Source organism: Microbacterium sp. Cr-K20, from assembly GCF_000708325.1.
Lineage (GTDB): Bacteria > Actinomycetota > Actinomycetes > Actinomycetales > Microbacteriaceae > Microbacterium.
Genome location: NZ_JARE01000047.1, coordinates 444458 through 469818 on the forward strand (window position 1 = coordinate 444458; position 25361 = coordinate 469818).

19 protein-coding genes are annotated in these 25361 nt (G+C 68.1%); 8 read left to right on the top strand and 11 right to left on the bottom strand.

Going from position 1 to position 25361, the window contains the following annotated elements:
• Positions 1-23: 23 nt before the first annotated feature.
• Both GZ67_RS0110330 and GZ67_RS0110335 read left to right on the top strand, forming a co-directional pair.
• Positions 24-1229 (top strand): thiolase family protein, encoded by a 1206-nt coding sequence (locus tag GZ67_RS0110330; protein WP_021200670.1) that lies wholly within the window; start codon positions 24-26, stop codon positions 1227-1229.
• 8 nt (positions 1230-1237) lie between these two features.
• Positions 1238-3382 carry a 3-hydroxyacyl-CoA dehydrogenase NAD-binding domain-containing protein gene (locus tag GZ67_RS0110335; RefSeq protein ID WP_029263276.1) on the top strand — a complete coding sequence of 715 codons (2145 nt, stop codon included), beginning with the start codon at positions 1238-1240 and terminating at the stop codon, positions 3380-3382.
• Positions 3383-3446: 64 nt separating this feature from the next.
• Here GZ67_RS0110335 and GZ67_RS0110340 read toward each other — a convergent pair whose 3' ends face one another.
• The 3 genes from GZ67_RS0110340 to GZ67_RS0110350 are packed head-to-tail and all read right to left on the bottom strand — an operon-like array spanning position 3447 to position 7408.
• Positions 3447-5069, bottom strand: coding sequence for an FAD-dependent oxidoreductase (locus GZ67_RS0110340; RefSeq protein WP_029263275.1), 1623 nt, complete (start codon positions 5067-5069; stop codon positions 3447-3449).
• Positions 5062-5967: a YegS/Rv2252/BmrU family lipid kinase gene (locus GZ67_RS0110345; protein WP_029263274.1), complete on the bottom strand. Its 906-nt coding sequence runs from the start codon at positions 5965-5967 to the stop codon at positions 5062-5064. Before GZ67_RS0110345 ends, GZ67_RS0110340 begins: the two co-directional genes overlap by 8 nt.
• 1 nt (position 5968) lies before the next feature.
• Positions 5969-7408, bottom strand: coding sequence for an FAD-binding oxidoreductase (locus GZ67_RS0110350; protein WP_231481758.1), 1440 nt, complete (start codon positions 7406-7408; stop codon positions 5969-5971).
• A gap of 203 nt (positions 7409-7611) precedes the next feature.
• Between GZ67_RS0110350 and GZ67_RS0110355 the strand changes: the two genes are divergently transcribed.
• From GZ67_RS0110355 to GZ67_RS0110365, 3 genes are all read left to right on the top strand, one after another.
• Entirely contained in the window at positions 7612-8190 is a 579-nt protein-coding gene (locus tag GZ67_RS0110355) for a TetR/AcrR family transcriptional regulator (protein WP_051662457.1), read from the top strand.
• Between the two features lie 47 nt (positions 8191-8237).
• Positions 8238-9638 carry a glycerol-3-phosphate dehydrogenase/oxidase gene (locus GZ67_RS0110360; RefSeq protein WP_231481760.1) on the top strand — a complete coding sequence of 467 codons (1401 nt, stop codon included), beginning with the start codon at positions 8238-8240 and terminating at the stop codon, positions 9636-9638.
• Positions 9639-9712: 74 nt separating this feature from the next.
• A complete protein-coding gene (locus GZ67_RS0110365; protein WP_231481762.1) occupies positions 9713-10474 on the top strand; it encodes an SPFH domain-containing protein in 762 nt (253 codons plus the stop codon).
• 39 nt (positions 10475-10513) lie between these two features.
• Here GZ67_RS0110365 and dxs read toward each other — a convergent pair whose 3' ends face one another.
• From dxs to dut, 5 genes are all read right to left on the bottom strand, one after another.
• A complete protein-coding gene (dxs, locus tag GZ67_RS0110370; RefSeq protein WP_029263269.1) occupies positions 10514-12454 on the bottom strand; it encodes a 1-deoxy-D-xylulose-5-phosphate synthase in 1941 nt (646 codons plus the stop codon).
• Positions 12455-12610: 156 nt separating this feature from the next.
• The gene (locus GZ67_RS0110375) at positions 12611-15445 is read right to left on the bottom strand and encodes an aconitate hydratase (RefSeq protein WP_029263268.1); all 2835 of its coding nucleotides are present in this window, start codon (positions 15443-15445) and stop codon (positions 12611-12613) included.
• Positions 15446-15598: 153 nt separating this feature from the next.
• The gene (locus tag GZ67_RS0110380; protein ID WP_029263267.1) at positions 15599-16333 is read right to left on the bottom strand and encodes a DUF3159 domain-containing protein; all 735 of its coding nucleotides are present in this window, start codon (positions 16331-16333) and stop codon (positions 15599-15601) included.
• Positions 16330-16917, bottom strand: coding sequence for a DUF3710 domain-containing protein (locus GZ67_RS0110385; protein ID WP_029263266.1), 588 nt, complete (start codon positions 16915-16917; stop codon positions 16330-16332). The genes GZ67_RS0110380 and GZ67_RS0110385 overlap by 4 nt, the downstream gene beginning before the upstream one ends.
• The gene (gene dut, locus GZ67_RS0110390) at positions 16914-17384 is read right to left on the bottom strand and encodes a dUTP diphosphatase (RefSeq protein WP_029263265.1); all 471 of its coding nucleotides are present in this window, start codon (positions 17382-17384) and stop codon (positions 16914-16916) included. Before dut ends, GZ67_RS0110385 begins: the two co-directional genes overlap by 4 nt.
• A gap of 12 nt (positions 17385-17396) precedes the next feature.
• Between dut and GZ67_RS0110395 the strand changes: the two genes are divergently transcribed.
• Positions 17397-17861 carry a DUF3093 domain-containing protein gene (locus GZ67_RS0110395; RefSeq protein WP_029263264.1) on the top strand — a complete coding sequence of 155 codons (465 nt, stop codon included), beginning with the start codon at positions 17397-17399 and terminating at the stop codon, positions 17859-17861.
• Between the two features lie 75 nt (positions 17862-17936).
• On the opposite strand, the gene GZ67_RS0110400 is transcribed toward GZ67_RS0110395, so the two are convergent.
• Positions 17937-18230: a DUF4193 domain-containing protein gene (locus tag GZ67_RS0110400; protein ID WP_029263263.1), complete on the bottom strand. Its 294-nt coding sequence runs from the start codon at positions 18228-18230 to the stop codon at positions 17937-17939.
• Between the two features lie 196 nt (positions 18231-18426).
• Here GZ67_RS0110400 and sepH point away from each other — a divergent pair, with 196 nt between their 5' ends.
• Positions 18427-19470, top strand: a complete 1044-nt coding sequence (gene sepH, locus GZ67_RS0110405; RefSeq protein WP_029263262.1) for a septation protein SepH — start codon at positions 18427-18429, stop codon at positions 19468-19470.
• A 47-nt stretch (positions 19471-19517) separates the two neighbouring features.
• On the opposite strand, the gene GZ67_RS0110410 is transcribed toward sepH, so the two are convergent.
• Positions 19518-20639, bottom strand: coding sequence for an alkaline phosphatase family protein (locus tag GZ67_RS0110410; RefSeq protein ID WP_029263261.1), 1122 nt, complete (start codon positions 20637-20639; stop codon positions 19518-19520).
• 44 nt (positions 20640-20683) lie between these two features.
• On the opposite strand from GZ67_RS0110410, the gene GZ67_RS0110415 reads away from it, so the two are divergent.
• A complete protein-coding gene (locus GZ67_RS0110415; RefSeq protein ID WP_029263260.1) occupies positions 20684-23125 on the top strand; it encodes a DNA gyrase/topoisomerase IV subunit A in 2442 nt (813 codons plus the stop codon).
• Positions 23126-23185: 60 nt separating this feature from the next.
• Here GZ67_RS0110415 and GZ67_RS0110420 read toward each other — a convergent pair whose 3' ends face one another.
• Positions 23186-25312 carry a DNA gyrase/topoisomerase IV subunit B gene (locus tag GZ67_RS0110420; protein WP_029263259.1) on the bottom strand — a complete coding sequence of 709 codons (2127 nt, stop codon included), beginning with the start codon at positions 25310-25312 and terminating at the stop codon, positions 23186-23188.
• Positions 25313-25361 lie beyond the last annotated feature (49 nt).

Sequence of the window (25361 nt, forward strand, 5' to 3'; positions counted from 1 at the left end):
CCACGCACTAACTTGGAGGCAGAGTGGCCGAGATCTCGGACGTCTTCTTCGTCGATGGAGTACGCACCCCTTTCGGGCGCGCCGGCGAAAAGGGCATGTACTGGAACACCCGCGCGGATGACCTCGCCGTGAAGGCGACCATCGGCCTGATGGAGCGCAACGCTGCCGTCCCGGCCGACCGCATCGATGACGTGGCGATCGCCGCGACGAGCCAGACCGGCGACCAGGGCCTCACCCTCGGCCGATCGGTGGCGATCCTCGCCGGGCTTCCGCAAACGGTCCCTGGACTCGCCGTCGAGCGCATGTGCGCCGGCGCGATGACCAGCGTCACCACGATGGGCGCCTCGATCGGCGTCGGCATGTACGACTTCGCCCTCGCCGGCGGAGTCGAGCACATGGGGCATCACCCGATCGGCGGCAACGCCGACCCGAACCCGCGCTTCGTCGCCGAGAAGATGGTCGACCCGGGGGCCCTCAACATGGGTGTCACCGCCGAGCGCATCTTCGACCGTTTCCCGCACCTCACCAAGGAGCGGTCCGACCGGTTCGGGATGCTCAGCCAGCACAAGGTGCAGGCCGCCTACGACGCCGGCAAGATCCAGCCTGACCTCGTGTCCGTGGCCACCAAGGGTGCCGACGGTGCCTGGGGCCTTGCCACCGAGGACGAGGGTCGTCGCCCGCAGACCACCATGGAGGACCTCGCGGCGCTGAAGACGCCGTTCCGTCCGCACGGGCGCGTCACCGCGGGCACCTCCTCCCCCCTCACCGACGGCGCGACGATGTCGCTGCTCGCCGGCGGTGGCGCGGTGAAAGAGTTCGGACTCGCGCCGAAGATGCGGATGGTCTCGTTCGCCTTCGCCGGCGTGCAGCCGGAGATCATGGGCATCGGCCCGATCCCGTCGACCGAGAAGGCCCTCAAGAAGGCCGGTCTGACGATCGCCGACATCGGCCTGTTCGAGCTGAACGAGGCGTTCGCCATCCAGGTGATCTCGCTGCTCGACCACTTCGGCATCGCCGACGACGATCCCCGCGTGAATCAGTGGGGCGGCGCGATCGCGCTCGGGCACCCGCTCGCGGCTTCCGGTGTGCGTCTCATGATCCAGCTCGCGGCGCAGTTCGCCGAGCGCCCCGACGTCCGCTACGGTCTGACCGCGATGTGCGTCGGCCTCGGCCAGGGCGGTTCGGTCATCTGGGAGAACCCGCACTACGACGGCAAGAAGAAGAAGTGAGCGCGAACGTGACGAACTACGACGACATCGACTTCTCCCCCATCCAGGCGCTCACCGAGGGCGAGGTCATCACGCAGTCGCCTGTGCGCGACATCCGCCTGACCTCGGGCAAGGTGCTCGCCCTGATCACGCTCGACAACGGTCGGGACCACACGCGCCCGAACACGCTGGGTCCGGCGACTCTCACGCAGCTGGGCGAGACCCTCGACGGTCTCAAGGCACGTGCGGCGAACGGCGAGATCCAGGCCGTCGGCATCACCGGCAAGCAGTACATCCTCGCGGCCGGCGCCGATCTGTCCGACATCAGCAAGGTGGGCTCTCGCGACAACGCGCGCCTGATCGCGCAGCTGGGTCACAAGGTCCTCGGCAAGCTCGGCGACCTCGGGGTGCCGTCGTTCGCCTTCGTGAACGGCCTCGCCCTGGGCGGCGGCCTGGAGATCGCGCTGAACTCCAGCTACCGCACGGTCGATTCCTCCGCCGCGGCCGTCGCACTCCCCGAGGTCTTCCTCGGCATCATCCCCGGCTGGGGTGGCGCCTACCTGCTGCCGAACCTGATCGGCATCGAGAACGCCCTCGAGGTCGTCATCTCGAACCCGCTCAAGCAGAACCGGATGCTGAAGCCGCAGCAGGCGTTCGATCTGGGCATCTTCGATGCGATCTTCCCCGCGGCCAACTACCTCGAGAACTCGTTGTCCTGGGCGGATGCGGTCCTCGGCGGCAAGAAGGTCGAGCGCAAGAACGAGCCCGGCAAGATCGAGCGCCTCACCAAGTGGCCGATCGCCATCAAGATGGCGCGCGGCATGCTCGAGTCGAAGATCGGCACCGTGCCCAAGTCGCCCTATGCCGCGCTCGAACTGCTCGACAAGGCGAAGAGCGGCACCCAGGCCGAGGGCTTCGCCCGCGAGGACGAGGCTCTCGCCGAACTCGTGACGGGCGACCAGTTCGCCGCGTCGATGTACGCCTTCGATCTGGTGCAGAAGCGGGCGAAGCGACCTGTCGGCGCTCCCGACAAGCAGCTCGCGAAGAAGGTCACCAAGGTCGGCATCATCGGCGCCGGCCTCATGGCGAGCCAGTTCGCGCTGCTCTTCGTGCGCAAGCTCCAGGTGCCCGTGCTCATCACCGACCTGGACCAGGCGCGCGTCGACAAGGGCGTCGCCTACATCCACGAGGAGATCGGCAAACTCGAGGCCAAGGGTCGTCTGGACTCCGACTCCGCCAACAAGCTGCGCGCCCTCGTCACCGGCACCACCGACAAGAGCCTCTACGCGGACTGCGACTTCGTGATCGAGGCCGTGTTCGAAGAGGTCGGCGTCAAGCAGCAGGTGTTCGGGGAGATCGAGCAGATCATCGCCGAAGATGCCATCCTCGCGACCAACACCTCGTCGCTGTCGGTCGAGGAGATCGGCTCGAAGCTCGCACACCCCGAGCGTCTGGTCGGCTTCCACTTCTTCAACCCCGTCGCGGTGATGCCGCTGATCGAGATCGTGAAGACGCCGACCACGTCGGAGGCGGCACTGTCGACGGCGTTCGTCGTGGCGAAGAACCTGGGCAAGAACGCGGTCCTCACCGCTGATGCGCCCGGGTTCGTCGTGAACCGCCTTCTCGCCAAGGTCATGGGCGAGGCCGCTCGTGCGGTCTACGAAGGCACTCCGATCGCGGATGTCGAGAAGGCCTTCGGTCCGCTCGGGCTCCCGATGGGTCCGTTCCAGCTGATCGACCTGGTCGGCTGGAAGGTGGCCGCTCACGTGCAGGACACGATGGTGCAGGCGTTCCCCGACCGGTTCTACGCGAACGAGAACTTCCACGCTCTCGCCGAGCTCGACGCGGTCGTGGAGAAGGACAAGGGCGGGCGCGTCATCGGCTGGACGAAGCAGGCCGAGAAGGTCCTGAAGCCCGCCGTGGGCAAGTCTCCCGCTTCCGCGGCGACGATCCTGCAGCGCGTGCAGGACGGCCTCGCACAGGAGATCAAGCTGATGCTCGACGAGGGTGTGGTGCCCGAGGTCGAAGACATCGACCTCTGCCTGATCCTCGGTGCCGGCTGGCCGTTCATCGACGGTGGTGCGTCGCCGTATCTCGACCGCGAAGGTGCTTCCGAGCGGGCCTTCGGCGGCTCGTTCCACACGCCGCAGATCCGGGGCGTCGAGCACCGCTGATCATCATCCCCGAAGGGGCCGCATCGGGAGATGCGGCCCCTTCGTCGTCTCCGGAGGCAGCCGCCTACGGCGACGGGCGGGTATCCGCTTCGCCGCGACGCGGCCAGTACGACAGAGCCCGTTCGGCCAGAGCGGTGATCGTGAGCGAGGGGTTCACGCCGGGGTTCGCCGGCACAGCCGAACCGTCGACCACGTGCAACCCCGGATACCCCCAGACGCGGTGATAGGGATCGACCACGCCGTCTTCGGGCGCAGCAGAGATCACCGCACCGCCGAGGAAATGCGCGGTGAGCGGGATGCCGAAGACCTCCGGCCAGGATCCGCGTGCCTCCGCCGGCTCTCCCCCCTCCTGCTCGACCCGGGCCGCAATCGCCGCAGCGGCGCTGTGCGCTTGAGGGAGGTAGCTCGGATTCGGCTCGCCGTGTCCCTGTGCGCTGGTCATCACGAGTCGACCGAAGCGCCTGCGCAGGGACAGGGTCAGAGAGTTGTCCGCCGTCTGCATCACGAGCGCGATGATTCCGCGCTCGCTCCACCGTCTGAGGTTCCCGAGACGGAACTGCCGTACCGGAGAGCGGAGCACCTGTGTCATGAGGCTGCGCAGACGCACGCCGAGGCGACGATCGCCGGGGACGAGTACGGTCGCCAGCGCACCCATCAGGTTCGAACCCGGGCCGTAGCGGACGTTCTCGACGTGGGTGCGCTCGTCGACGTGGAACGAGGTGGTGATCGCGATGCCTCGCGCGAGCTGCAGGGATTCGGGAACCCTCGTCGCCACCGCACCGTCGAGTGCTTCCGAGTTGGTACGGGTGAGACGCCCCAGGGCATCGGATAGGTGTGGCAGCGCGCCCGACGCCTTCATCCGGTGCAGCAGCTGTTGCGTGCCCCAGGTTCCGCCGGCGAACACGACCTGCTCTGCCGTCACCGTCCGGCGCGCGCGACGGAACCAGGCACCGCTCTGCTGCGTCGTGACCGCGAAACCGCCGCCGGGGAGTTCACGCACCTCGGTCACCGTGCGCAGCGCCTCGATCGCGACGCCTCGACGCTCCGCGAGAGCGAGGTAGTTCTTCATCAGCGTGTTCTTCGCGCCCACGCGGCAGCCCACCATGCAGTTGCCGCAGAGTGTGCAGCCGGTGCGATCCGGTCCCTGGCCGTCGAAGAACGGATCGGGCGCACGCTCCCCCGGCTTCCCGAACCACACCCCGACGGGGGCCCGCCGGAAAGTCGAGCCGACCCCCAGATCCTCGGCAGCCCCGGCCATGATCCGCTCGACAGGTCCGGTGTGCGGGTAGTGCTCCACGACGCCGAGCATCCGCTTCGCGGTGACGTAGTGCGGCGACAGTTCCGGCTCCCACTCAGCGATACCCCGCCACTGCACGTCCTGGAAGAAGGCGGGGCCCGGCTGATAGAGCGTGTTGGCGTAGTTGAGCGACCCGCCGCCCACGCCCGCACCCGCCAGGATCATCACGTGGGGAAGGCGATGGATGCGCTGCACGCCGAAGAATCCGAGCATCGGCGCCCACAGGTAGCGACGCAGATTCCAGCTCGTCTTCGCGAAGTCCTCGTCCTCGAAGCGGCGGCCGGCCTCGTAGACGCGCACCCGGTACCCCTTCTCCGTCAGTCGCAGCGCGGCGACGGACCCGCCGAACCCGGAGCCGACGATCACGACGTCCTCGTCGAAGTCAGTCATCGCTCTCCCCCGGGACCAGCATCGTCAGCGCTCCGGGCAGCACCGCGATCGTGCATTCATCTTCACCGATCCGCTCACCGTCGGCGTAGACCACGAGGCCGGGCGCCGCGACCGTCACGGTGCGTGCTCGGCGATGGACGACCTCCGGTCGACTCAGATGCGTCCCCCGCAGCAGCAGCGGAAAGAGCCGCAGCAACCGCAGTCGGCCGAGCGGAGCGACGTGCACGATGTCGAGCAGCCCGTCGTCCGGCACTGCGCCCGCGCAGATCGGCATACCGCCACCGTAGCTCGATGTGCTGCCGACGGCGATGAGCGTGCCCGACGATCGCGTGGGCTTTTCGCCGTCGACGGCGAGTGTGAAGTCCATCGGTCGCAGACGCACGAGTTCGATCAGCAGCGCGAGGTAGTAGCGCGGTGCACCGTGAGGCCAACGGAGCCGGTTGGTGCGGTCGCTGACCTTCGCATCGAATCCCAACGCCGCGATCGTGAGGAACTTCCGTCTTCCGGTTGTCGTCGTGACCTCACCGACGTCTATCCGTCGTGGCACGCCCCTGAGTGCGAGCTCCGCGGCCGCAGCAGCATCGTTTCGCGGCAATCCGAGAGCACGCGCGAGGTCGTTCCCCGTGCCGGCCGGAATCAGGACCACCGGGACGGCTGACGCACACACCGTGTCGAGAATGCCCGACAGCGTGCCGTCGCCGCCGACCACCACCAGTGCACGCGGATCGTCCACCAGAGCTGCGACAGCGAGCCGGGCGGTATCGGCCGCGGACGCGCCCGCGTAGGCACGCACCTCGGCACCGCGATCTCGGAGGTGCAGGACGGCGGCGTCGGCTGCTCTCCCACCCCGGCCCTTGCCGGAGAATGGATTTGCGAGCACCGCGATGTGCGCGGCCACGTCAGTCGTTCCGTTCGAGGGGGATCACGGCGCCGGGGTTCAGGATGCCCGCCGGGTCGAGCTCGCGTTTGATCGCCGAGAGGATGCGCATACCGGTCTCACCGATCTCCTGACTCAGCCAGGGGGCGTGATCCCGACCGACCGCGTGGTGATGGCTGATCGTGCCGCCGGCGGCGATGATCGCGTCGTTGACTCGCGCCTTGACGGGTTCCCACGCCCCGAGCGGATCGGCGCGGACGCCGGCGAGCACCGTGAAGTAGAGCGACGCTCCGGTCGGGTAGATGTGCGACACGTGGCACATGACGTACGATTTCGCCCCGGCCGCGGAGAAGCCGCCTTTGAGCGCCGTCTCGACGGCTGACCGCAGCGTCTGCAGATTCGTCCAGGTCGTCGCGGTCTCCAGCGTCTCGCAGAAGACCCCGGCGTCGAGCAGTGAATCCCGCAGGTAGGGACCGTCGAACCGGCCTTTCAGCCAATCCTCCGCCGGGCCCGTCCCCGACGAGATGCCACCGGCGACAGCGAGGTGCGCGCTGACACGGGTCCGGCGTTCATCGATCCCCTCGCCCTCGTACACGGTGACGACGCTGGCGCCCTTCGCGAGGACCTTCCCGATCTTGCCGACCTGGGCGAGGCTCACTGCCGTCTCCGCCTCATCCGACAGCCGGATGACCGTGGGGCCGTTGCCTTGCTGCGCCACTCGCCGCAGACCCTCGACCCCGCTGGTGAAGTCGGGAAACGACCACGACTCGAACACGCGCTCGCGCGGGATCGGATGCACCCGCACCCGCACCTCGGTGATGACACCGAAGATGCCCTCCGACCCGAGGAACACCCGGATCAGGTCGGGCCCGGCGGCGGAACCCGGCGATCGTCCGAGCTCGATGTCACCGGTCGGGGTCGCCACTCTGATGCCGGTCACCATGGTGTCGAAGCGGCCGTTCCCCGCCGAGTTCTGTCCCGACGAGCGTGCGGCGGCGAAGCCTCCGATTGTCGCGTAGCGGAAGCTCTGCGGGAAGTGTCCGAGTTCGAGCCCGTGCGCGGACAGCAGCGCTTCCGCCTCCGGCCCCGTCGTCCCCGCAGCGAGCACGGCCTCGCCACTGACCTCGTCGAGCCTCACGAGACCACTGAGACGCCGGAGGTCGAGGCTCACGACCGCATGATGCGCTCCCCGCTCCGGGTCGAGTGCGCCGACGACGCTCGTACCGCCGCCGAACGGGATGACCGCGATCCCCCGCGCGACCGCGACGTCGAGACACGCCCGGACCTCGTCGTGATGGGCGGGACGAACCACCGCATCCGGGGCGTCTTGATCGGGCTCACGGCGACGGAGGAGGTCCGGCGTCGAACGCCCACCGGCATGACGGATCCGTGCCTCTGTCGTGACGTCGACGTGCGCGGGGCCGACAGCTGCGGACAGCGCGGCGTGGTCCTCAGCGGTCAACCGTGATGGCGCCAACCGCACGTCCTCGATTTCGACGGCCGCTGCAGGTCTGCGTACGCGTCCCAGCAGTATCGGCAGCAGTGCGCGCACCGGCAGGGGAAGTTCTTTAGCCTTGGCCGGATCGCCCCAACCGTTCCATCTCATCGACGGGTCCGCATCGACCCTGCCATTGTCTTGGCCCATGCGTTACAGTGTGACACATCATGGAAGAACGTCAACCTTTGTGGGACGCGACGCAGACGAGGATCCTCGATGCCGCCGACGCGCTGATCGAGCGCCGGGGCGTGCACGGCGTCACGATCGCCGAGCTCGCCCGGCGCGCCGATCTCAGCCGTCCGACCATCTATCGCAATTGGAGCGATGCCGACGATGTCGTCAGAGCAGCTCTGCTGCGCCGCGTCGACGGCATACTCCGCACCTTCTCGGCCGATGCGCGTACGAGGACCGCTCTCGTCGACGACGTGCTGCGTTTCACGACGCTGTTCCGGAACGACGCCCTCTACAGGCGTCTGCTCGCCGACGAGCCCGAAGCCTTCACGCGGTACACCCTGCAGCGGGTCGGATCCAGCCAGCGCCTGATCCTCGGATGGCTCGCCACCGCCATCGACGCCGCACAGACCGAGGGCTCGGTGAGACAGGGCGCACCGCAGGAGATCGCGGTCATGCTGCTGCTGATCGCGCAGTCCGCCGTCCTCTCCCACGCAACAGTGGCCGACCTCATCTCGGAAGACGCGTGGGAACGTGAGCTACGAGCCGCACTCGACGGGCTGCTCCGCCCATGACCGGGCATTCATCCGCGCTCAATGTCGCGCGACGGAGGATCGATCTCATGCACGCGGCCGATGAGCAGGTCGACGTGCTCGTCGTCGGAGGCGGGATCACGGGCGTGGGAGCCGCACTCGACGCGGCATCCCGCGGCCTCAGCGTGACACTGATCGAAGCCGAGGACCTCGCCTTCGGGACCAGCCGTTTCAGCTCGAAGCTCGTGCACGGCGGCCTGCGCTATCTCGCCACGGGTGACGTCGCGACTGCGAGGGAAAGCGCACACGAGCGCCATCTCCTCATGACCACGATCGCCCCGCATCTGATCCGCCCGCTCGGGCAGCTCCTGCCCTTCTCCCGCGACGTGACGTTCCGGCAGCGCACCGCGGGCGCCGTCGGCATGGGAATGGGCGATCTGCTCCGGATGCGGGCACGCACACCACGCTCGGTGCTGCCTGCCCCTACCCTCGTGAGGGCACGCACGGCCCTCCGGCTCGTGCCCGCTCTCGATCGTCATGGTCTGCGCGGGGGAATGCTGTCCTACGACGGCCAGCTGGTCGACGACGCGCGCCTCGTGGCGACCGTGGCCCGCACGGCCGCGGCCCTCGGCGCCCGCATACTCACGCGGGTTCGAGCCATGACCCTGCACGGAGACGGTGCCGCCGTCGAAGAAGCCATCACGGGCGAGCGGTTCGAGATCCGCGCCCGTGCCGTCGTCAACGCGACGGGTGTCTGGGCCGGTGCGCTCGACGAGGCGATCGGCGTGCGTCCGAGCCGGGGAACCCATATCGTGCTCGATGCCGCCGACCTCGGGATCTCGTCGACGGCACTCACGATTCCGCACGAGGGCTCGATCAGCCGCTACGTCTTCGCGCTGCCGCAGGCGTACGGCCGCGTGATCGTCGGGCTCACCGACGAAGACTCTCCCGGTGCCGTGCCCCGAGTCGCTCAACCGACCGAGCCGGAGATCGACTTCCTGCTGAGAAGCCTCAACCGCGTGGTCACGGCACCGGTCGGACGTGATCGGGTGCGTGGCGCGTTCGCGGGTTTGCGGCCGCTGGTCGACAGCCGCACGGCCTCCACCGCCGACGTCTCGCGCAGGCACCTGGTGACGACATCCGCCTCAGGCTTCGTCACCGTGCTCGGCGGAAAACTGACGACCTATCGACGTATGGCCGAGGATGCCGTCGATCTCGTCTCCCGGACCCGCGGCCTCCAGGCGGCACCGAGTCGGACGGCGTCTGTGCGGCTCGTCGATCGCGTGGTGCCCGACTCCGGAGAGCTACTCGACGACGCGACGGGGCTGAGCACCGCCGAGGTCGAGTTCGCCGTGCGGGTCGAGGGGGCGATGACCGTCGAGGATGTCCTCGACCGCCGCACGCGGGTCGGCCTCGTGGACGCCGATCGCGCACGCTGTCATGCCGGGGTCGAGGCCGTCGTCGCCCGTACCGTGGCCGACCTCGTCTGAGCCTGTCTCCGGGCGGCTCCGAGCCGCCGCGTATCCACCGCACAGCGACCCGGAGAACGCGTGGCGAACAGCGCATGAACTCCCCCGAAGCCTGGCGCCCGATGGCGCGCCGGCACGCCGCGACCCGGCACAGTGGTGTCATGGACATGCTCTTCACGATGCTGGGCGGCAAGGGGATGTCGGGGCTCCTGAAGACCGGCACAGCGGTTCTCACCCTGCTCCTGGTCCTTCCCGCGCTCCTCAAGCTCTTCGTCGTCACGGTCGATGAAGGCTGGGCCGCGATCCGGACCCGAAACGGCAAGCCCATCATCCGCAACCGTCCGCAGCGCCGTCCGACCGCTCGCGGCGGGGCTGTCGGGGAGGTCGTCGTCCTCGACCCCGGCTCACATGGCGCTTTCCCCCTGTTCTACTGGTATCGACTCATCGATGTGCGCTGCCGGGCGACCGACCTGCCCGTCCGCGAGATGGGCGGTGCGAGCGGACACCAGCATCGCGTGCACGCGTCGTTCGAATGGCGCCCGATACCGACGGGACGCGATCTCCGGGTTTTCGAGCTCGACGTCGTGAACGTCAAGGAACGCGCCTCGAACATCGTCGGGGCTGCCCTGCGAGACGTCATCCGGGGCCTCGACGGCACGGAGCTGCCGCACAACGACGAGATCAACGCGCGCGTGATCGCAGCCAGCGCCGAGGAGGTCCGTCGCGCCTGCGGGGTGGAGCTCGTGCGCGTGATGGTCACCGGCGACGCGTTGACCGACGGATACCTGATGTCGACGGCGCTCCGGGACGTGGATCGCGGCGCGCAGGCCGTCGCCGCACTGCACGCCCTGAACTGACGCTCCCCCTCGATTCGGACCGGCGGGTCCTTCAGCGCATCAGTGGCGTTCGTGGAGGGGCAGGTCGATCGTCCCCGTCTCGCCCGCATCCCGCGCCTTCGGGATCCTGGTACCGAGCACCTGCGACACGATGTCCTGGGCGATCTTCGGCGCCGTGAGTCCCGCATCCGCGAGGATCTGGTCCCGAGAGGCGTGATCGATGAACTCGTCGGGCAGGCCGAGCTCGTCCACCGCCGTGTCGATGCCGGCCTCACGCAGGACCTGACGCACCCGCGTGCCGATGCCGCCGACGCGGATACCGTCCTCGAGGGTGATCACAAGACGATGATGTGCTGCCAGCTCGATCACCGACGGCCGCACCGGGATCGCCCAGCGCGGATCGATCACGGTGGCACCGATGCCCTGCGCCCGAAGACGCTCTGCGACGTCGAGCGCGAGTTCGGCGAACGGGCCGATGGCGACGATCAGCACGTCCTCCGACTCCCCCCGGGCGAGCACGTCCACCCCGTCTTTCAAGCGCTCGATGGCGGGAAGGTCGGCGGCGACCTCGCCCTTCGGGAACCGGATGACCGTAGGCGCGTCGTCGACCTGAACGGCCTCGCTCAGCGCTTCGGTCAGACGCGCGCCGTCCCTGGGAGCGGCAATGCGGATGTGCGGGACGATCTGCAACATGGCGAGATCCCACATCCCGTGGTGGCTCGGACCGTCGGGGCCGGTCACACCGGCACGGTCGAGCACGAAGGTCACGCCCGCACGGTGCAGTGCGACATCCATCAGCACCTGATCGAAGGCCCTGCCCATGAACGTGGCGTAGAGCGCGACGACGGGGTGCAGTCCGCCGTATGCCAGCCCCGCGGCGGAGGCGACCGCGTGCTGCTCGGCGATCCCCACGTCGTACACGCGATCGGGGAACCGCTCGGCGAACGGGGCGAGGCCCGTCGGTCGCAGCATGGCGGCCGTCATCGCGATGACATCGCTGCGCTGCTCCCCCACCGAGACGAGGGCGTCCGAGAACACGTCGGTCCAGCCGCGACCGCCGGAAGACAGCGTCTCACCCGTCGCGGGGTCGATCTTCCCCACCGCATGGAATTGGTCGGCCTCGTCGTCTCGGGCGGGCTGGTAACCGCGTCCCTTCTCGGTGATCGTGTGCACGATGACCGGGGCGCCGTACGACTTCGCCAGCTCGAGCGTCTCGAGCAGAGCGGGGAGATCGTGTCCGTCGATGGGACCGAGGTACTTGATGTCGAGGTTGGAGTAGAGCGCCTCATTGTTGGTGAAGCGGGAGAGGAAGCCGTGGGTTCCGCCGCGAACCCCGCGGAACACCGCGCGGCCCACAGGACCGAACGCACGGAACAGGCGGTCGGAGCGCTGGTGCAGATCCTTGTATGCCGCCGCAGTGCGCACCCGGTTCAGGTACCGCGACATCCCGCCGATGGTGGGCGCGTATGAGCGACCGTTGTCGTTGACGACGATCACGAGGTTCCGGTCGTTGTCATCGGAGATGTTGTTCAACGCCTCCCACGTCATTCCGCCGGTGAGGGCCCCGTCGCCGACGACAGCGACGACATGTCGATCCGCGCGACCAGTGGCGGTGAGTGCGCGGGAGATCCCGTCCGCCCAGCTCAGCGAGCTCGATGCATGCGACGACTCCACGACATCGTGTGCGCTCTCGCTGCGCTGCGGATACCCGGCGAGGCCTCCCCGCACGCGTAGGCCGGAGAAGTCCTGGCGCCCCGTGAGGAGCTTGTGCACGTAGGACTGGTGCCCCGTGTCGAAGATGAACGGATCGTCCGGAGACGAGAAGACCCGGTGCAGAGCGATCGTCAGTTCGACGACGCCCAGATTCGGGCCGAGGTGACCACCGGTCTGCGAGACGTTCTCGACCAGGAATGTGCGGATCTCGGTGGCGAGCTCCTCCAGTTGAACGGTCGATAGCGCGTCCAGATCACGGGGTCCTGAGATGCTCGGAAGAATGGGCATCTGCGCCTCCTCACAGGCTTCGCCAGAAGCGCCCGACGAGGGTGCGGACGCCCGTCGATCCTACCGCGCCAGGTGGGGAGAACCCGGTGAGCGCCGCCCCCCTTGACATGACGAAGGGACTCCGATCCATGGATCGGAGTCCCTTCGTCTGTGCAATCAGACCAGCGAACGCAGCACGTACTGCAGGATGCCGCCGTTGCGGTAGTAGTCCGCCTCACCGGGTGTGTCGATGCGGACGACCGCGTCGAACTCGACCGGCTGCTTGCCTTCGGGCGAGTTCTCGCTCGGAGTGGCCGTGACCTTGACCGTCTTGGGCGTGACACCGTTGTTGAGCTCTTCCAGCCCCGTGATCGAGACGATCTCGGTGCCGTCGAGGCCCAGCGACTCCCAGCTTTCGCCGGCGGGGAACTGCAGCGGGACGACGCCCATGCCGATCAGGTTCGAGCGGTGGATGCGCTCGAAGCTCTCGGTGATGACCGCCTTGACGCCCAGCAGGCTCGTGCCCTTGGCCGCCCAGTCGCGCGACGAACCGGAGCCGTACTCCTTGCCACCGAAGATGACGAGGGGCGTGCCCTGCTCCTGATAGTTCATGCTCGCGTCGTAGATGTACGACTGCGGGCCGCCCGGCTGCGTGAAGTCACGCGTGAAGCCACCCTCGACGACCTGCCCGTCGTTGACGGCCGCGACCATCGCGTTCTTCAGACGGATGTTCGCGAAGGTTCCGCGGATCATGACCTCGTGGTTGCCGCGACGCGAACCGAAGGAGTTGAAGTCCTTGCGGTCGACGCCGTGCTCCGTGAGGTACTGGGCCGCGGGCGTGCCGGCCTTGATGTTTCCGGCGGGCGAGATGTGGTCGGTGGTGACCGAGTCACCCAGAGTCGCCATGACACGTGCGCCCTCGATGTCCTTCACCGGGGTGAGCTCCATCGTCATGCCCTCGAAGTACGGCGCCTTGCGGACGTAGGTCGAGTTCTCGTCCCACTGGAAGATCGCGTCATCCGGCGTGGGCAGGCTGCGCCAGCGCTCGTCGCCGTCGAAGACCGTCGCGTACTGCTTGATGAACTGCTCGCGCGAGATCGAGGAGTCGACGAGTTCCTGCACCTCGGCCGGAGTCGGCCAGATGTCCTTGAGGAAGACGTCTTCGCCGTCGGTGCCCTTGCCGAGCGCGTCGTTCTCGAAGTCGAAGTGCATCGACCCGGCCAGCGCGTAGGCGATGACCAGCGGCGGGCTGGCGAGGTAGTTCATCTTCACGTCGGGGCTGATGCGCCCCTCGAAGTTGCGGTTGCCCGAGAGGACGGCCGTGACGGCGAGGTCGTGGGAGTTGATCGCCTTTGACACCTCTTCGATCAGAGGACCGGAGTTGCCGATGCAGATCGTGCAGCCGTAGCCGACCGTGTAGAAGCCGAGGCCCTCGAGGTCCTTGTCCAGGCCGGACTTCTCGTAGTAGTCGGTGACGACCTTCGAGCCGGGGCCGAGCGTGGTCTTGACCCACGGCTTCTGCTTCAGGCCCTTCTCCAGCGCCTTGCGTGCGACGAGACCGGCGGCGATCATCACCGACGGGTTCGACGTGTTGGTGCACGAGGTGATGGCGGCGAGCGTGACGGCGCCGTTGTCGAGGATGTACTTCTCCCCCGACGGCGTCGTGACCGGCACGGGCTTCGAGGCGTTCGCCGGAGCGCCGCTGTTGATGTGCACCGGACGCGTGGTCGGCTCCTCTTCGCCGGGGACAGAGCCCGGGTCGGATGCCGGGAAGGAGTGCTTCGACTCCAGGTCGACGATGTCGTCGGAGGTCGACGCCGTCGTGTAGCCCAGGATGTCGTGCTCGAACTGGGCCTTCGCCTCGGAGAGGAGGATCCGGTCCTGCGGGCGCTTCGGGCCGGCGATCGACGGCACGACGGTGCCGAGGTCGAGCTCGAGGTACTCGCTGAAGGTCGGCTCGACGCTCGCGTCGTGCCAGAGCTTCTGCTCCTTGGCGTACGCCTCGACCAGCGCGACGGCCTCTTCGCTGCGGCCGGTCAGGCGCAGGTACTCGAGGGTCACGTCATCGATCGGGAAGATCGCCGCCGTGGAGCCGAACTCGGGAGACATGTTTCCGATGGTGGCGCGGTTCGCGAGCGGCACAGAGGCGACGCCCTCACCGTAGAACTCGACGAACTTGCCGACCACGCCGTGCTTGCGGAGCTGGTCGGTGATCGTGAGCACGACGTCGGTCGCGGTCACGCCGGCGGGGATCTCGCCGGAGAGCTTGAAACCGACGACACGCGGGATCAGCATCGACACGGGCTGGCCGAGCATGGCCGCCTCGGCCTCGATGCCGCCGACACCCCAGCCCAGCACGCCCAGGCCGTTGACCATGGTGGTGTGCGAGTCGGTGCCGACGCAGGTGTCGGGGTATGCGCGGAGCACGCCGTCGACATCGCGGTCGTAGATGACCTTGGCCAGGTGCTCGATGTTCACCTGGTGGACGATGCCGGTTCCGGGCGGGACGACCTTGAAGTCGCTGAAGGCCGTCTGGCCCCAGCGCAGGAACTGGTAGCGCTCGCCGTTGCGCTCGTACTCGATCTCGACGTTGCGCTCGAGGGCGTTCTCCGAGCCGAACAGGTCGGCGATGACGGAGTGGTCGATGACCATCTCGGCGGGCGAGAGCGGGTTGATCTTGTTCGCGTCACCGCCGAGGGCCGTCACGGCCTCGCGCATCGTGGCGAGGTCGACGATGCAGGGCACACCGGTGAAGTCCTGCATGACCACGCGCGCGGGCGTGAACTGGATCTCGGTATTGGGCTCTGCCGCGGCATCCCACGAACCCAGCGCCTCGATCTGCGCCTTCGTCACATTCGCACCGTCCTCGGTGCGAAGCAGGTTCTCCAGGAGGACCTTGAGACTGAAGGGGAGCTTCTCGAAACCGGGCACCGTGTCGATGCGGAAGATCTCATAGTCGGTGCTGCCGACTGTCAGGGTGCTCTTGGCACCGAAGCTGTTCACCGTGGACACGAATCCGTCTCCTTCTATTCGGATGGGAGCGACAGGCGCCTCCATCTTGCTCGCCAGCGAGCCCCTGCGGCTAGCAAGGCGGACCTAACCAGTCTGCTCCGCGCAGCTCACCGGCGAAAGCCTGCGATTTATCTTGATGTCAAGATAAATCTATCATGCCTCGGCGGCGTCTTCGCGCGACGGACCACGCGGATGGAGAGCGCGTACGACGAGCCAGGTGACCGCGATCAACGGCGCGAAGAGCGGGAGGCCCATGATGAGCTTGAGCGTGCCGAGTGCGGTCACATCGCCTGCGAGGTACAGCGGGAGCTGCACGGCGAGTCTGGCGAAGAACAGCGCAGCCCACGCGATCCCGAGCCAGAAGTAGGCGCGGCGCTTGCGCCGATCGTTCCGCCAGGTGGTGCCCTCCCCCATCAGGAAACCGACCGCGAGGCCGATCAACGACCACCCGATCAGGGCCGACACGAGGATGACCGAACCGTAGACCGCGTTGGTGATGAGACCCGGGACGAAGTTGTCTGCTCCGCGACCGGTCCACAGCGCGAGCGCAGCCGCGGCGGCCGCGGCGACGAGTCCGCCGATCGCCGCGGAGGGCGGGGACTTCTGCACGAGGCGGACGATCGTGAAGACCGCAGCGAGGCCGACCGAGATACCGAGCGACAGGATCAGCGGCTCGGGGCGGATCGTGAAGATGATCACGAAGGCCAGGCTCGGCAGCACCGATTCGAGGATGCCGCGGACCCCGCCGATCGCCGACCAGACGACCTTGTGCGTGCTGGCGGTCTCCGCCGGGTCGAGCCCGGCACGGCGGGCGGCGCTGCCGAGAGCCGCCCCGAGGATCTCGGAGGTGCTCTTCTCGCGTTCCGGGTCGGGTTCGGGGACGCTCACGCGGAGCCCGGGGTCGCCGGCATCTTGAGTGGGATCAGATCACGCGGGGGCATCGGAGAGCCACCGCGGACGACGACGATCGAGCGGAACAGATCCTCGACCTTGGCGCCGGCCTCGGGATCCGACGCACCCGCTCCGCCGATCACGCCGCGAAGGAACCAGCGGGGACCGTCGATGCCGATGAATCGGGCGAGGCGCAGTCCGGAGCCTTCGCTCGCGGTCGCTGGGACCTCGGCGAGGAGCTCTTTACCCAACGGGCCGTCGCGTTCTTCGACGCGGCCGCCCTGTGCCTTGACCTGGTCGCGCAGCTGCACGCGCGTCTCATCCCACAGTCCGCCGGAGCGCGGCGCCGCGAACGGCTGCACCTGCAGCGAGGATTCCGCATAGTCGAGGCCGACGGCGACGATGCGCTTGGTCTGCTCTTCCACCTCGAGCCGGAGGTTCAGCCCCTCGCGTGGAAGGATCTTGATCCCGCCCAGGTCGATGTACGGGCGAACCGGGTTCGCCTCGGAGTCGTCGAAAGGTCCGTCGGTGCCGCGGTTCGCGGGTGCCGACTTGGAGGGGGTCGCGTTGTTGTCAGTCATCTGTTCTGTCCCGCTTCGTTCTGCGTGAGCCCCGCCTGGTACCCGGTGGAGCCGAAACCGCCGGCGCCGCGGACGCTGTCCGGCAGCTCGTCCACCGAGATGAACGTGGCGCGTGTCACCGGCATGATGATCAGCTGCGCGATGCGATCGCCGACGGCCACATCGTACGCGCTCCTGTTATCGGTGTTGATCAGGCTCACCTTGATCTCGCCCCGGTATCCGGCGTCGACCGTCCCCGGCGAGTTCACGATCGAGATCCCGTGCTTGGCGGCCAGCCCGCTGCGCGGAACCACGAAAGCCGCATAGCCGTCGGGAAGCGCGATCCTGACTCCGGTGGCCACGAGAGCGCGCTCGCCCGGTTCCAGATGCACGGCCTCCGCCGCGACCAGATCGGCGCCGGCGTCGCCCGGATGCGCGTATCCGGGCACCACTGCAGCGATAATGGGGACATCAACGGAATCGGTCACCCCATGAGGCTAATGCAGAACCCCGCCACAGACGCACGTGTCCGCTATCGCGAACGACTCTCTCCCAGCCTCTGGCTGCTGGTCACCGTCGCGGTCGCAGGACCGATGGTGTCTCTCGTCTTCGTGCCCATCGGGTCGACCGTCGCGCTCATCGTCGGCGCCGCCGTCTCCGCGCTCCTGGTGCTCGGCTTCATCGCGGCGACGCCGGTCGTGTCGGTGGAGGGCCGCATCCTGCGCGCCGGTCGCGCACACATCGATGTCGAGCACCTCGGCGAACCGCTGGCTCTCGTCGGCGAAGAAGCCCGACAGGCACGCGGTCCCGGCCTCCCCGCACGCGGCTGGCACCTGATCCGCGGCGGGATCGACGGGATCGTCGTCGTTCCGAATCTCGACGCGGACGACCCGGTCGACACGTGGAGCATCTCGACCCGCACGCCAGACCGACTCGCGGCGGCCATCCGCGCTGCCCGTTCCTGACGGGCCCGCTCACATACGACAGCGCGCCCCTGACCGAGCGGTCGGGGGCGCGTGAGACGTCGCTCGGAGGACTGCTTACGCAGCGCACTCCTTGCAGATGGGCCCGGATGCGCCCTCGTGGTCGAGCTGTGACTGGTGCTTCACGAGGAAGCAGCTCATGCACGTGAACTCGTCCTGCTGCGCGGGCAGCACGACGACGTCGAGCTCGAGGTCGGAGAGGTCGGCACCCGGAAGGTCGAAGTTCGACGGGTTGTCGGAGTCTTCGTCCCCGCTTGAGCCGGAAGATTTGTCCGGCACACGCTCCTTGAGGGCTTCGATCGACTCGGAGTCGTCTTCGCTCTTTCGGGGGGCGTCGTAATCGGTTGCCATGCGGTAGATCTCCACTTTCATGGTGCGAGTGGGTGGTGCGCCGTCGGGTATCGGCGGCCATAGTTTGCACGACCCGGAGACATAACGCAAATGCGGTCCGTGCGACAGAGCAAACTCACGGCACGCCCAGGGTATTCCCGGCCCAGACGCCGCATGCGTGACACCATGAACGGACACCCATCAGAGGGGCATTCGCATGGAAAACGTCACCATCGTCGGCACAGAAGCAGGAGTCCTCGTACTCGCGACCGAGTCGGGCGAGCGGTTCTCGCTGCCCATCGACGACGTGCTGCAGCGTGAGATCCGTCGCGCCACCCGCCAGGCAGAGCCCACCGCACAGAAGCTCGCCGCGAGCCCGCGTGACATCCAAGCGCAGATCCGCGCCGGACTCACGGCTCCCGAGGTCGCCGAGCTGCTGGGAATCAGCGTCGACGACGTCGCCCGCTTCGAAGGTCCGGTCCTCGCCGAGCGCGAGCACATCATCGGCCAGGCACTCGCGGTTCCCGTGCTGATCGGCAGCGAGGTCGAACCAGACGCCCAGCCGACCTTCGGCGTCGCGGTCCGCGCGAAGCTCGCCGAGGTCGCAGCGACGGCGGAGCGGTGGGCGAGCTGGAAAGAGGATTCCAGCTGGACGATCAAGCTCGAATTCACAGCGAACGACGTCGACCACGATGCCCGCTGGAGCTTCGACCCTCGCCGCAGCGCTCTCTCGCCGCTGAATGCCGACGCCACCCAGCTCTCGCGCCAGGGATCATTGCCCGAAGGGCTCATCCCGCGCCTTCGTGCCGTGGATGCGGAACGCACCAACTCGCCCTACAAGGACGAGAGCCGGTTCGACTCCGGCGCCTTCGGTCCGCGTCTGCTTCCGGCGCCGGAAGCGGAGTTCGAAGACCCCTCGCTCCCGGAGCGCTCCGACATCGCCGCGCAGGATGCCGCCATCAAGCGCGCGCCTTCCGCGCAGAACACGAGCCCCGAGACCGCAGACCTGCTGGAGGCGCTCCGTCGCCGTCGCGGTCAGCGCGAGACCGCTCCGCTGCTCGACGAGCCCGACGATGACGAGCACTCCGACCCGATCTCGCTGTTCGACGCCCTCGAGCAGCCCGATGACGAGCCCGAGCCGGCCCAGCCTTCGGCCCAGGCCGCCCCTTCCGACGCCGGCGAATCCGGCGGTCGCCGTCGCCGCCGTAATGCCATGCCTTCGTGGGACGAGATCGTCTTCGGAGCTCGCACCGACGAGTGAGCGGCGCCGAGGAGTGATGGCTCCCCTGCCGGTTCGCGCTGGCAGCGTCAGCGCGCGAACGCGCCGAGCCTGATCAGGGGCACCTGCCGCTCCTCGGGCGTGAGCGCTCCGTGCTGCCCGATCATGCCGCGCCCGCGCTGGTCGGCCGCAGTGCCGTCGTAGAGGGCCCAGGTGCCGCGGGCGATGGCGAGCAGGTCGCCGATCCGTCCCGACGCTGCTGCGGTGACAGTCGCGCCGAACAGTCCGCCGCGGATGGCTTCCTCGCGGGTGACGACGTCGGCGACCCCCTCCAGATCCGCCCGCCACCGAGCAGCGACCGCCGCGGCGTCGGCGTAGGGGTCGAGGTAGACGTGCAGCATCCGCGGCTCGCCACCGACGTGATGCACGCCCCGCAGATGCGACTCTTCCAGCACGACCTGGCGATCCGCTCCCACGTCGACCATCCCGTGGTCCGAGGTGACGAGCACCCCGACGGCCGGTGGCACCCGCGTGGCCAGAGCGGCATCGATGTCCTCGAGCGCCGCGACCCACTCGCGAGACGCGATCCCGTGCTTGTGGCCGGCCTTATCCACCTCGGGCAGATAGCAGTAGACGAGGGATCCCGGGTGGGTCTGGGCGAGCGTGTACGCGGCTTCGATGCGCGCCGCCGCCGTGGTCGCGGCGACGAACTCCGCGCCACGGAGCGTGGCTTTCGTGAACCCACTATGCGCGTATCCGGCGAATCCGACCGCGAAGCTCTCGTGTCCGTCGCGACCTGCCCGTTCGAAGATGGTCGGCACCGGCTGCCAGGTGAGCGGGTCGATCCCGTCGGTCTCCCAGCCGCTGAGCTGATTGACGAGCACGTCTCGGCTCACATCGAGCACCCGGTAGCCGACGAGGCCGTGCTCCCCCGGCCACACTCCCGTGACGATGCTGGTGAGTGCGGCGGCCGTGGTCGAGGGGAACACCGACTGCGCGACATCCTTCTTCGCCATGCCGGCCGTCAGCGTGCGGGCGTGACCAGCATGTGCGCGGAGGCTGATCGCCCCGAGACCGTCGACGACGACGAGGACGACGGAGTCCGCACGCGGAAGCACCTCGGAACCGCCTCGGAGCGCGGCGAACACGTCGTCCGCCACCCCGACGACGCTCCGGGCGCTGGGCGACGCGGACGGTAGCATGAGGGACATCCGAGCCAGTCTGACACAGGCTCCCGTACGCCCTCAGGAAGTCCATGCCGAAAACCCCGCCGCCCGAGCCTGTCGAGGAGCGCATCCAGGACATCGACCTCTCCGCCGAGATGCAGGGTTCGTTCCTCGAGTACGCGTACTCGGTGATCTACTCCCGCGCTCTGCCCGATGCCCGTGACGGCCTGAAGCCGGTGCAACGCCGCATCCTGTACCAGATGGCCGAGATGGGGCTGCGCCCCGACCGCGGCCACGTCAAGAGCGCCCGTGTCGTGGGCGAGGTGATGGGAAAGCTCCACCCTCACGGCGACTCCGCGATCTACGACGCGCTGGTTCGTCTCGCGCAGGAGTGGGCGCTGCGTGTGCCCCTGATCGACGGCCACGGCAACTTCGGATCCCTCGACGACGGTCCGGCTGCTGCACGGTACACCGAGGCCCGGCTCGCCGCGGCGGCGCTCGCCCTCACCGAGAACCTCGACGAAGATGTCGTCGACTTCATCCCGAACTACGACGGTCAGTTCCAGCAGCCGGCTGTGCTGCCGGCCGCGTTCCCGAACCTCCTCGTCAACGGCGCCAGCGGTATCGCCGTGGGCATGGCCACGAACATGGCGCCGCACAACCTCATCGAGGTCGTGGCGGCCGCGACCCACCTGCTCGAGAACCCGGATGCCACCACCGAGGAGCTGATGGAGTTCGTCCCCGGTCCCGATTTCCCCTCGGGCGGCATCCTGATGGGTCTCGACGGCGTCAAGGACGCGTACGCGAACGGACGCGGAGCGCTCAAGGTCCGCGGCAAGACGTCGATCGAGCCCCTGGGTCCGCGGCGCACCGGCATCATCGTCTCCGAGCTGCCCTACATGGTGGGCCCGGAACGCCTGATCGAGAAGATCCGCGACGCCGTGCAGGCGAAGAAGCTGCAGGGGATCAGCGACGTCACCGATCTGACCGACCGCAACCACGGGCTTCGCGTCGCGATCGGCGTCAAGACCGGGTTCGACCCGAACGCGGTCCTCGAGCAGCTGTACCGCCTGACCCCGCTCGAGGACTCGTTCAGCATCAACAACGTCGCACTCGTCGACGGCCAGCCGCGCACCCTCGGCCTGAAGGAGATGCTGAGCGTCTACGTGGGCCATCGCCTCGAAGTGATCACGCGGCGGAGTCGCTACCGCCTCGCGCGCCGCGAGGAACGTCTTCACCTCGTCGAGGGCTTGCTCATCGCGATCCTCGACATCGACGAGGTCATCCAGGTCATCCGCTCCTCCGACGACTCGGAGCAGGCGCGCACACGTCTGCGCTCGGTGTTCGATCTGAGCGAGCTGCAGGCCGAGTACATCCTCGAGCTGCGACTGCGTCGCCTGACCAAGTTCTCACGCATCGAGCTCGAGACCGAGCGCGATGCGCTGCTGGCGGAGATCGCCTCGCTCCGTGAGCTGCTCGGCAGCCCGGTGCTCCTGCGCGGCGTGGTCGCCAAGGAGCTCGATGCTGCGGCCGATGCCTACGGCACACCGCGCCGTACGCTTCTGATGAACGCCGCTCCCCCGAAGCCACGAGCGACCAAGGGAGCGGTCGATCTGCAGATCGCCGACGCCCCCACGGTCCTGGCCCTCTCCACCACGGGCCGCGCCGTGCGGGTCGACCTCGGTGAGGGGCAGGAGCTCACGGTTCCGGCACGCCGCAGCAAGCACGACGCGATCCTGACGACGGTCGAGACGACGGTCCGCGCGGAGATCGGGGCTCTCACCAGCCTCGGCCGTGTCGTGCGCTTCTCCCCCGTCGACCTGCCCTCCGTCCCCGCGACCTCCGTCCAGCTCGCTGCGGGGACACCGCTGCGTGACTACCTCGGGATCACGACCAGGAACGAGCGGATCCTCGGGTTCGTGCGTTTCGACAGCGAGACGCCGATCGCCCTCGGGACGGCGCAGGGAACGGTGAAGCGCATCGTCCCGTCGTCGCTGCCGGTGCGCCCCGACCTCGAAGTCATCGGCATGAAGCCCGGCGACACGGTCGTGGGAGCAGCAGAGGCCCGCGACGACTCCGATCTCGTGTTCGTCACGAGCGATGCCCAGCTGCTCCACTTCCCCGCCGCGAACGTGCGCCCTCAGGGAGCACCTGCGGGCGGCATGGCCGGTGTCAAGCTCGGCTCCGGTGCGACCGTGCTGTTCTTCGGCGTCGTCGATCCCACGGCGGAGGCCGTCGTGGCGACAGTCTCCGGTGGCGAGAGCATCCTGCCCGGCACGGAACCGGGACGTGCGAAGGTCTCGGCCTTCACTGAATACCCGGCGAAGGGCCGCGCGACGGGCGGCGTGCGCGCACACTCGTTCCTGAAGGGCGAAGATCGGCTCACCGTCGCCTGGGTGGGACCGAACCCCCCGCTGGCGGTCGACCCGACCGGTGCCGTGCGCAAGCTCCCCGAGTCCGGAGCACGACGTGACGCCTCGGGTCAGCCCATCGACGGCGTGATCGGCAGCATCGGCCGCACGCTCGTCTGAGAACGGGAGAGGGGCCGCGGATGTCCGCGGCCCCTCTCCCGTTCCTTCGCCAGGCCCGGATCAGGCGTCGATCGACTCGCGAGACAGCCGGTCGGACGAGTCGATGATGAACTCGCGGCGCGGCGCCACCTCGTTGCCCATCAGGAGCTCGAAGACACGGCCCGCGGCCTCGGCATCCTCCATGCGCACCCGACGCAGCAGGCGGCCGGAGCGGTCCATGGTCGTGTTGGCCAGCTGCTCGGCATCCATCTCACCGAGACCCTTGTACCGCTGGATCGGCTCGTGCCAGCGCTTGCCGGCCTTGCGGAGCTTCGTCAGCAGCGCGTGCATCTCCTGCTCGCTGTACGTGTAGATCGTCTCGTTCGGCTTCGACCCCGGGTTCATCACGATGACCCGGTGCAACGGCGGTACGGCGGCGAACACGCGACCATCCTCGATCAGCGGTCGCATGTAGCGGAAGAACAGCGTCAGCAGCAGCGTGCGGATGTGCGCGCCGTCGACGTCGGCGTCGCTCATCAGGATGATCTTCCCGTAGCGAGCGGCGCTGAGGTCGAACGTCCGCCCGGAACCGGCACCGATCACCTGGATGATCGAGGCGCACTCGGCGTTCGACAGCATGTCGCCGACGGAGGCCTTCTGCACGTTGAGGATCTTTCCTCGAATGGGCAGCAGGGCCTGGAACTCGCTGTTGCGCGCGTTCTTCGCGGTACCGAGCGCCGAGTCGCCCTCGACGATGAAGAGCTCGCTGCGGTCCACCTCGTTCGTTCGACAGTCGACGAGCTTCGTGGGAAGAGTCGACGACTCGAGGGCGTTCTTCCGGCGCTGCGTCTCCTTGTGGGCGCGCGCGGACACGCGGGCCTTCATCTCGGAGACGATCTTGTCGAGCAGCTGCGACGCCTGGTTCTTGTCGTCGCGCTTGGTCGAGCTGAAGCGCTCCCCCAGGTCCTTGCGGATCACCTGGGCGACGATCGCGCGCACCGCCGGCGTGCCCAGGATCTCCTTGGTCTGGCCCTCGAACTGCGGCTCCGGAACGTTGACCGTCAGGACCGCCGTGAGACCGGCCAGGACGTCGTCCTTCTCGAGCTTGTCGTTGCCGACCTTGAGGCGGCGCGCGTTCTGCTCGACCTGGGTCCGCAACACCTTCAGGAGCTCCTGCTCGAACCCCTGCTGGTGGGTACCGCCCTTGGGCGTGGAGATGATGTTGACGAATGAACGGACGCGGGTGTCGTAACCGGTGCCCCAGCGCAGCGCGATGTCGACGGCGCACGTTCGCTCCACCTCGGTGGAGACCATGTGCCCGTCGGCCTGTAGTACGGGAACGGTCTCCTTGAACGTTCCCTCCCCCTGGATGCGCCAGGTGTCCGTGACAGGAGGATCGGTCGCCAGGTACTCGACGAACTCCGAGATGCCGCCTTCGTACAGGTAGGAGGTCTCGACGGGGCCGAGCGTGGTGGTCTCACCGTCGGAATCAGGGATCGGGACGACCTGACCGGCAGCGCGCTCGTCCTTGACGACGATCTCGAGCCCCGGAACGAGGAAGGCCGTCTGGCGCGCCCGCGTCTCGAGCTCCGCGAGTTGGAAGGCCGCATCCTTCGTGAAGATCTGACGGTCGGCCCAGTAGCGCACGCGGGTTCCGGTGACGCCGCGAGGCGCCTTGCCGATGACGCGGAGCTCGCTGTTCTCCTGGAACGGTGTGAACGGGGCGTCGGGGCGCTTCTCTCCCGAATCCTTGAAGATGCCGGGCTCGCCGCGATGGAACGACATCGCATAGGTCTTCCCGCCGCGATCCACCTCGACGTCGAGGCGCTCCGAGAGCGCGTTCACGACCGATGCGCCGACGCCGTGCAGACCACCCGATGCGGCGTAGGAGCCACCGCCGAACTTTCCGCCCGCGTGCAGCTTGGTGTAGACGACCTCGACGCCGGTGAGGCCGGTACGCGGCTCGACGTCGACGGGGATGCCGCGGCCGCGATCATGGACCTCGACGCTGCCGTCGGCGTGAAGGATGATGTCGATCTTCGTGCCGTTGCCTGCCACCGCCTCGTCGACGGAGTTGTCGATGATCTCCCAGAGGCAGTGCATGAGGCCCGGAGAACCGTTCGACCCGATGTACATGCCCGGGCGCTTGCGGACAGCTTCGAGCCCTTCAAGCACCTGGAGATGGTGGGCAGAATACTCGGCATTCACAATCTCTGAGTCTATTCTCGCGACCTGCGCTCCAGCCGCAGACACTCCC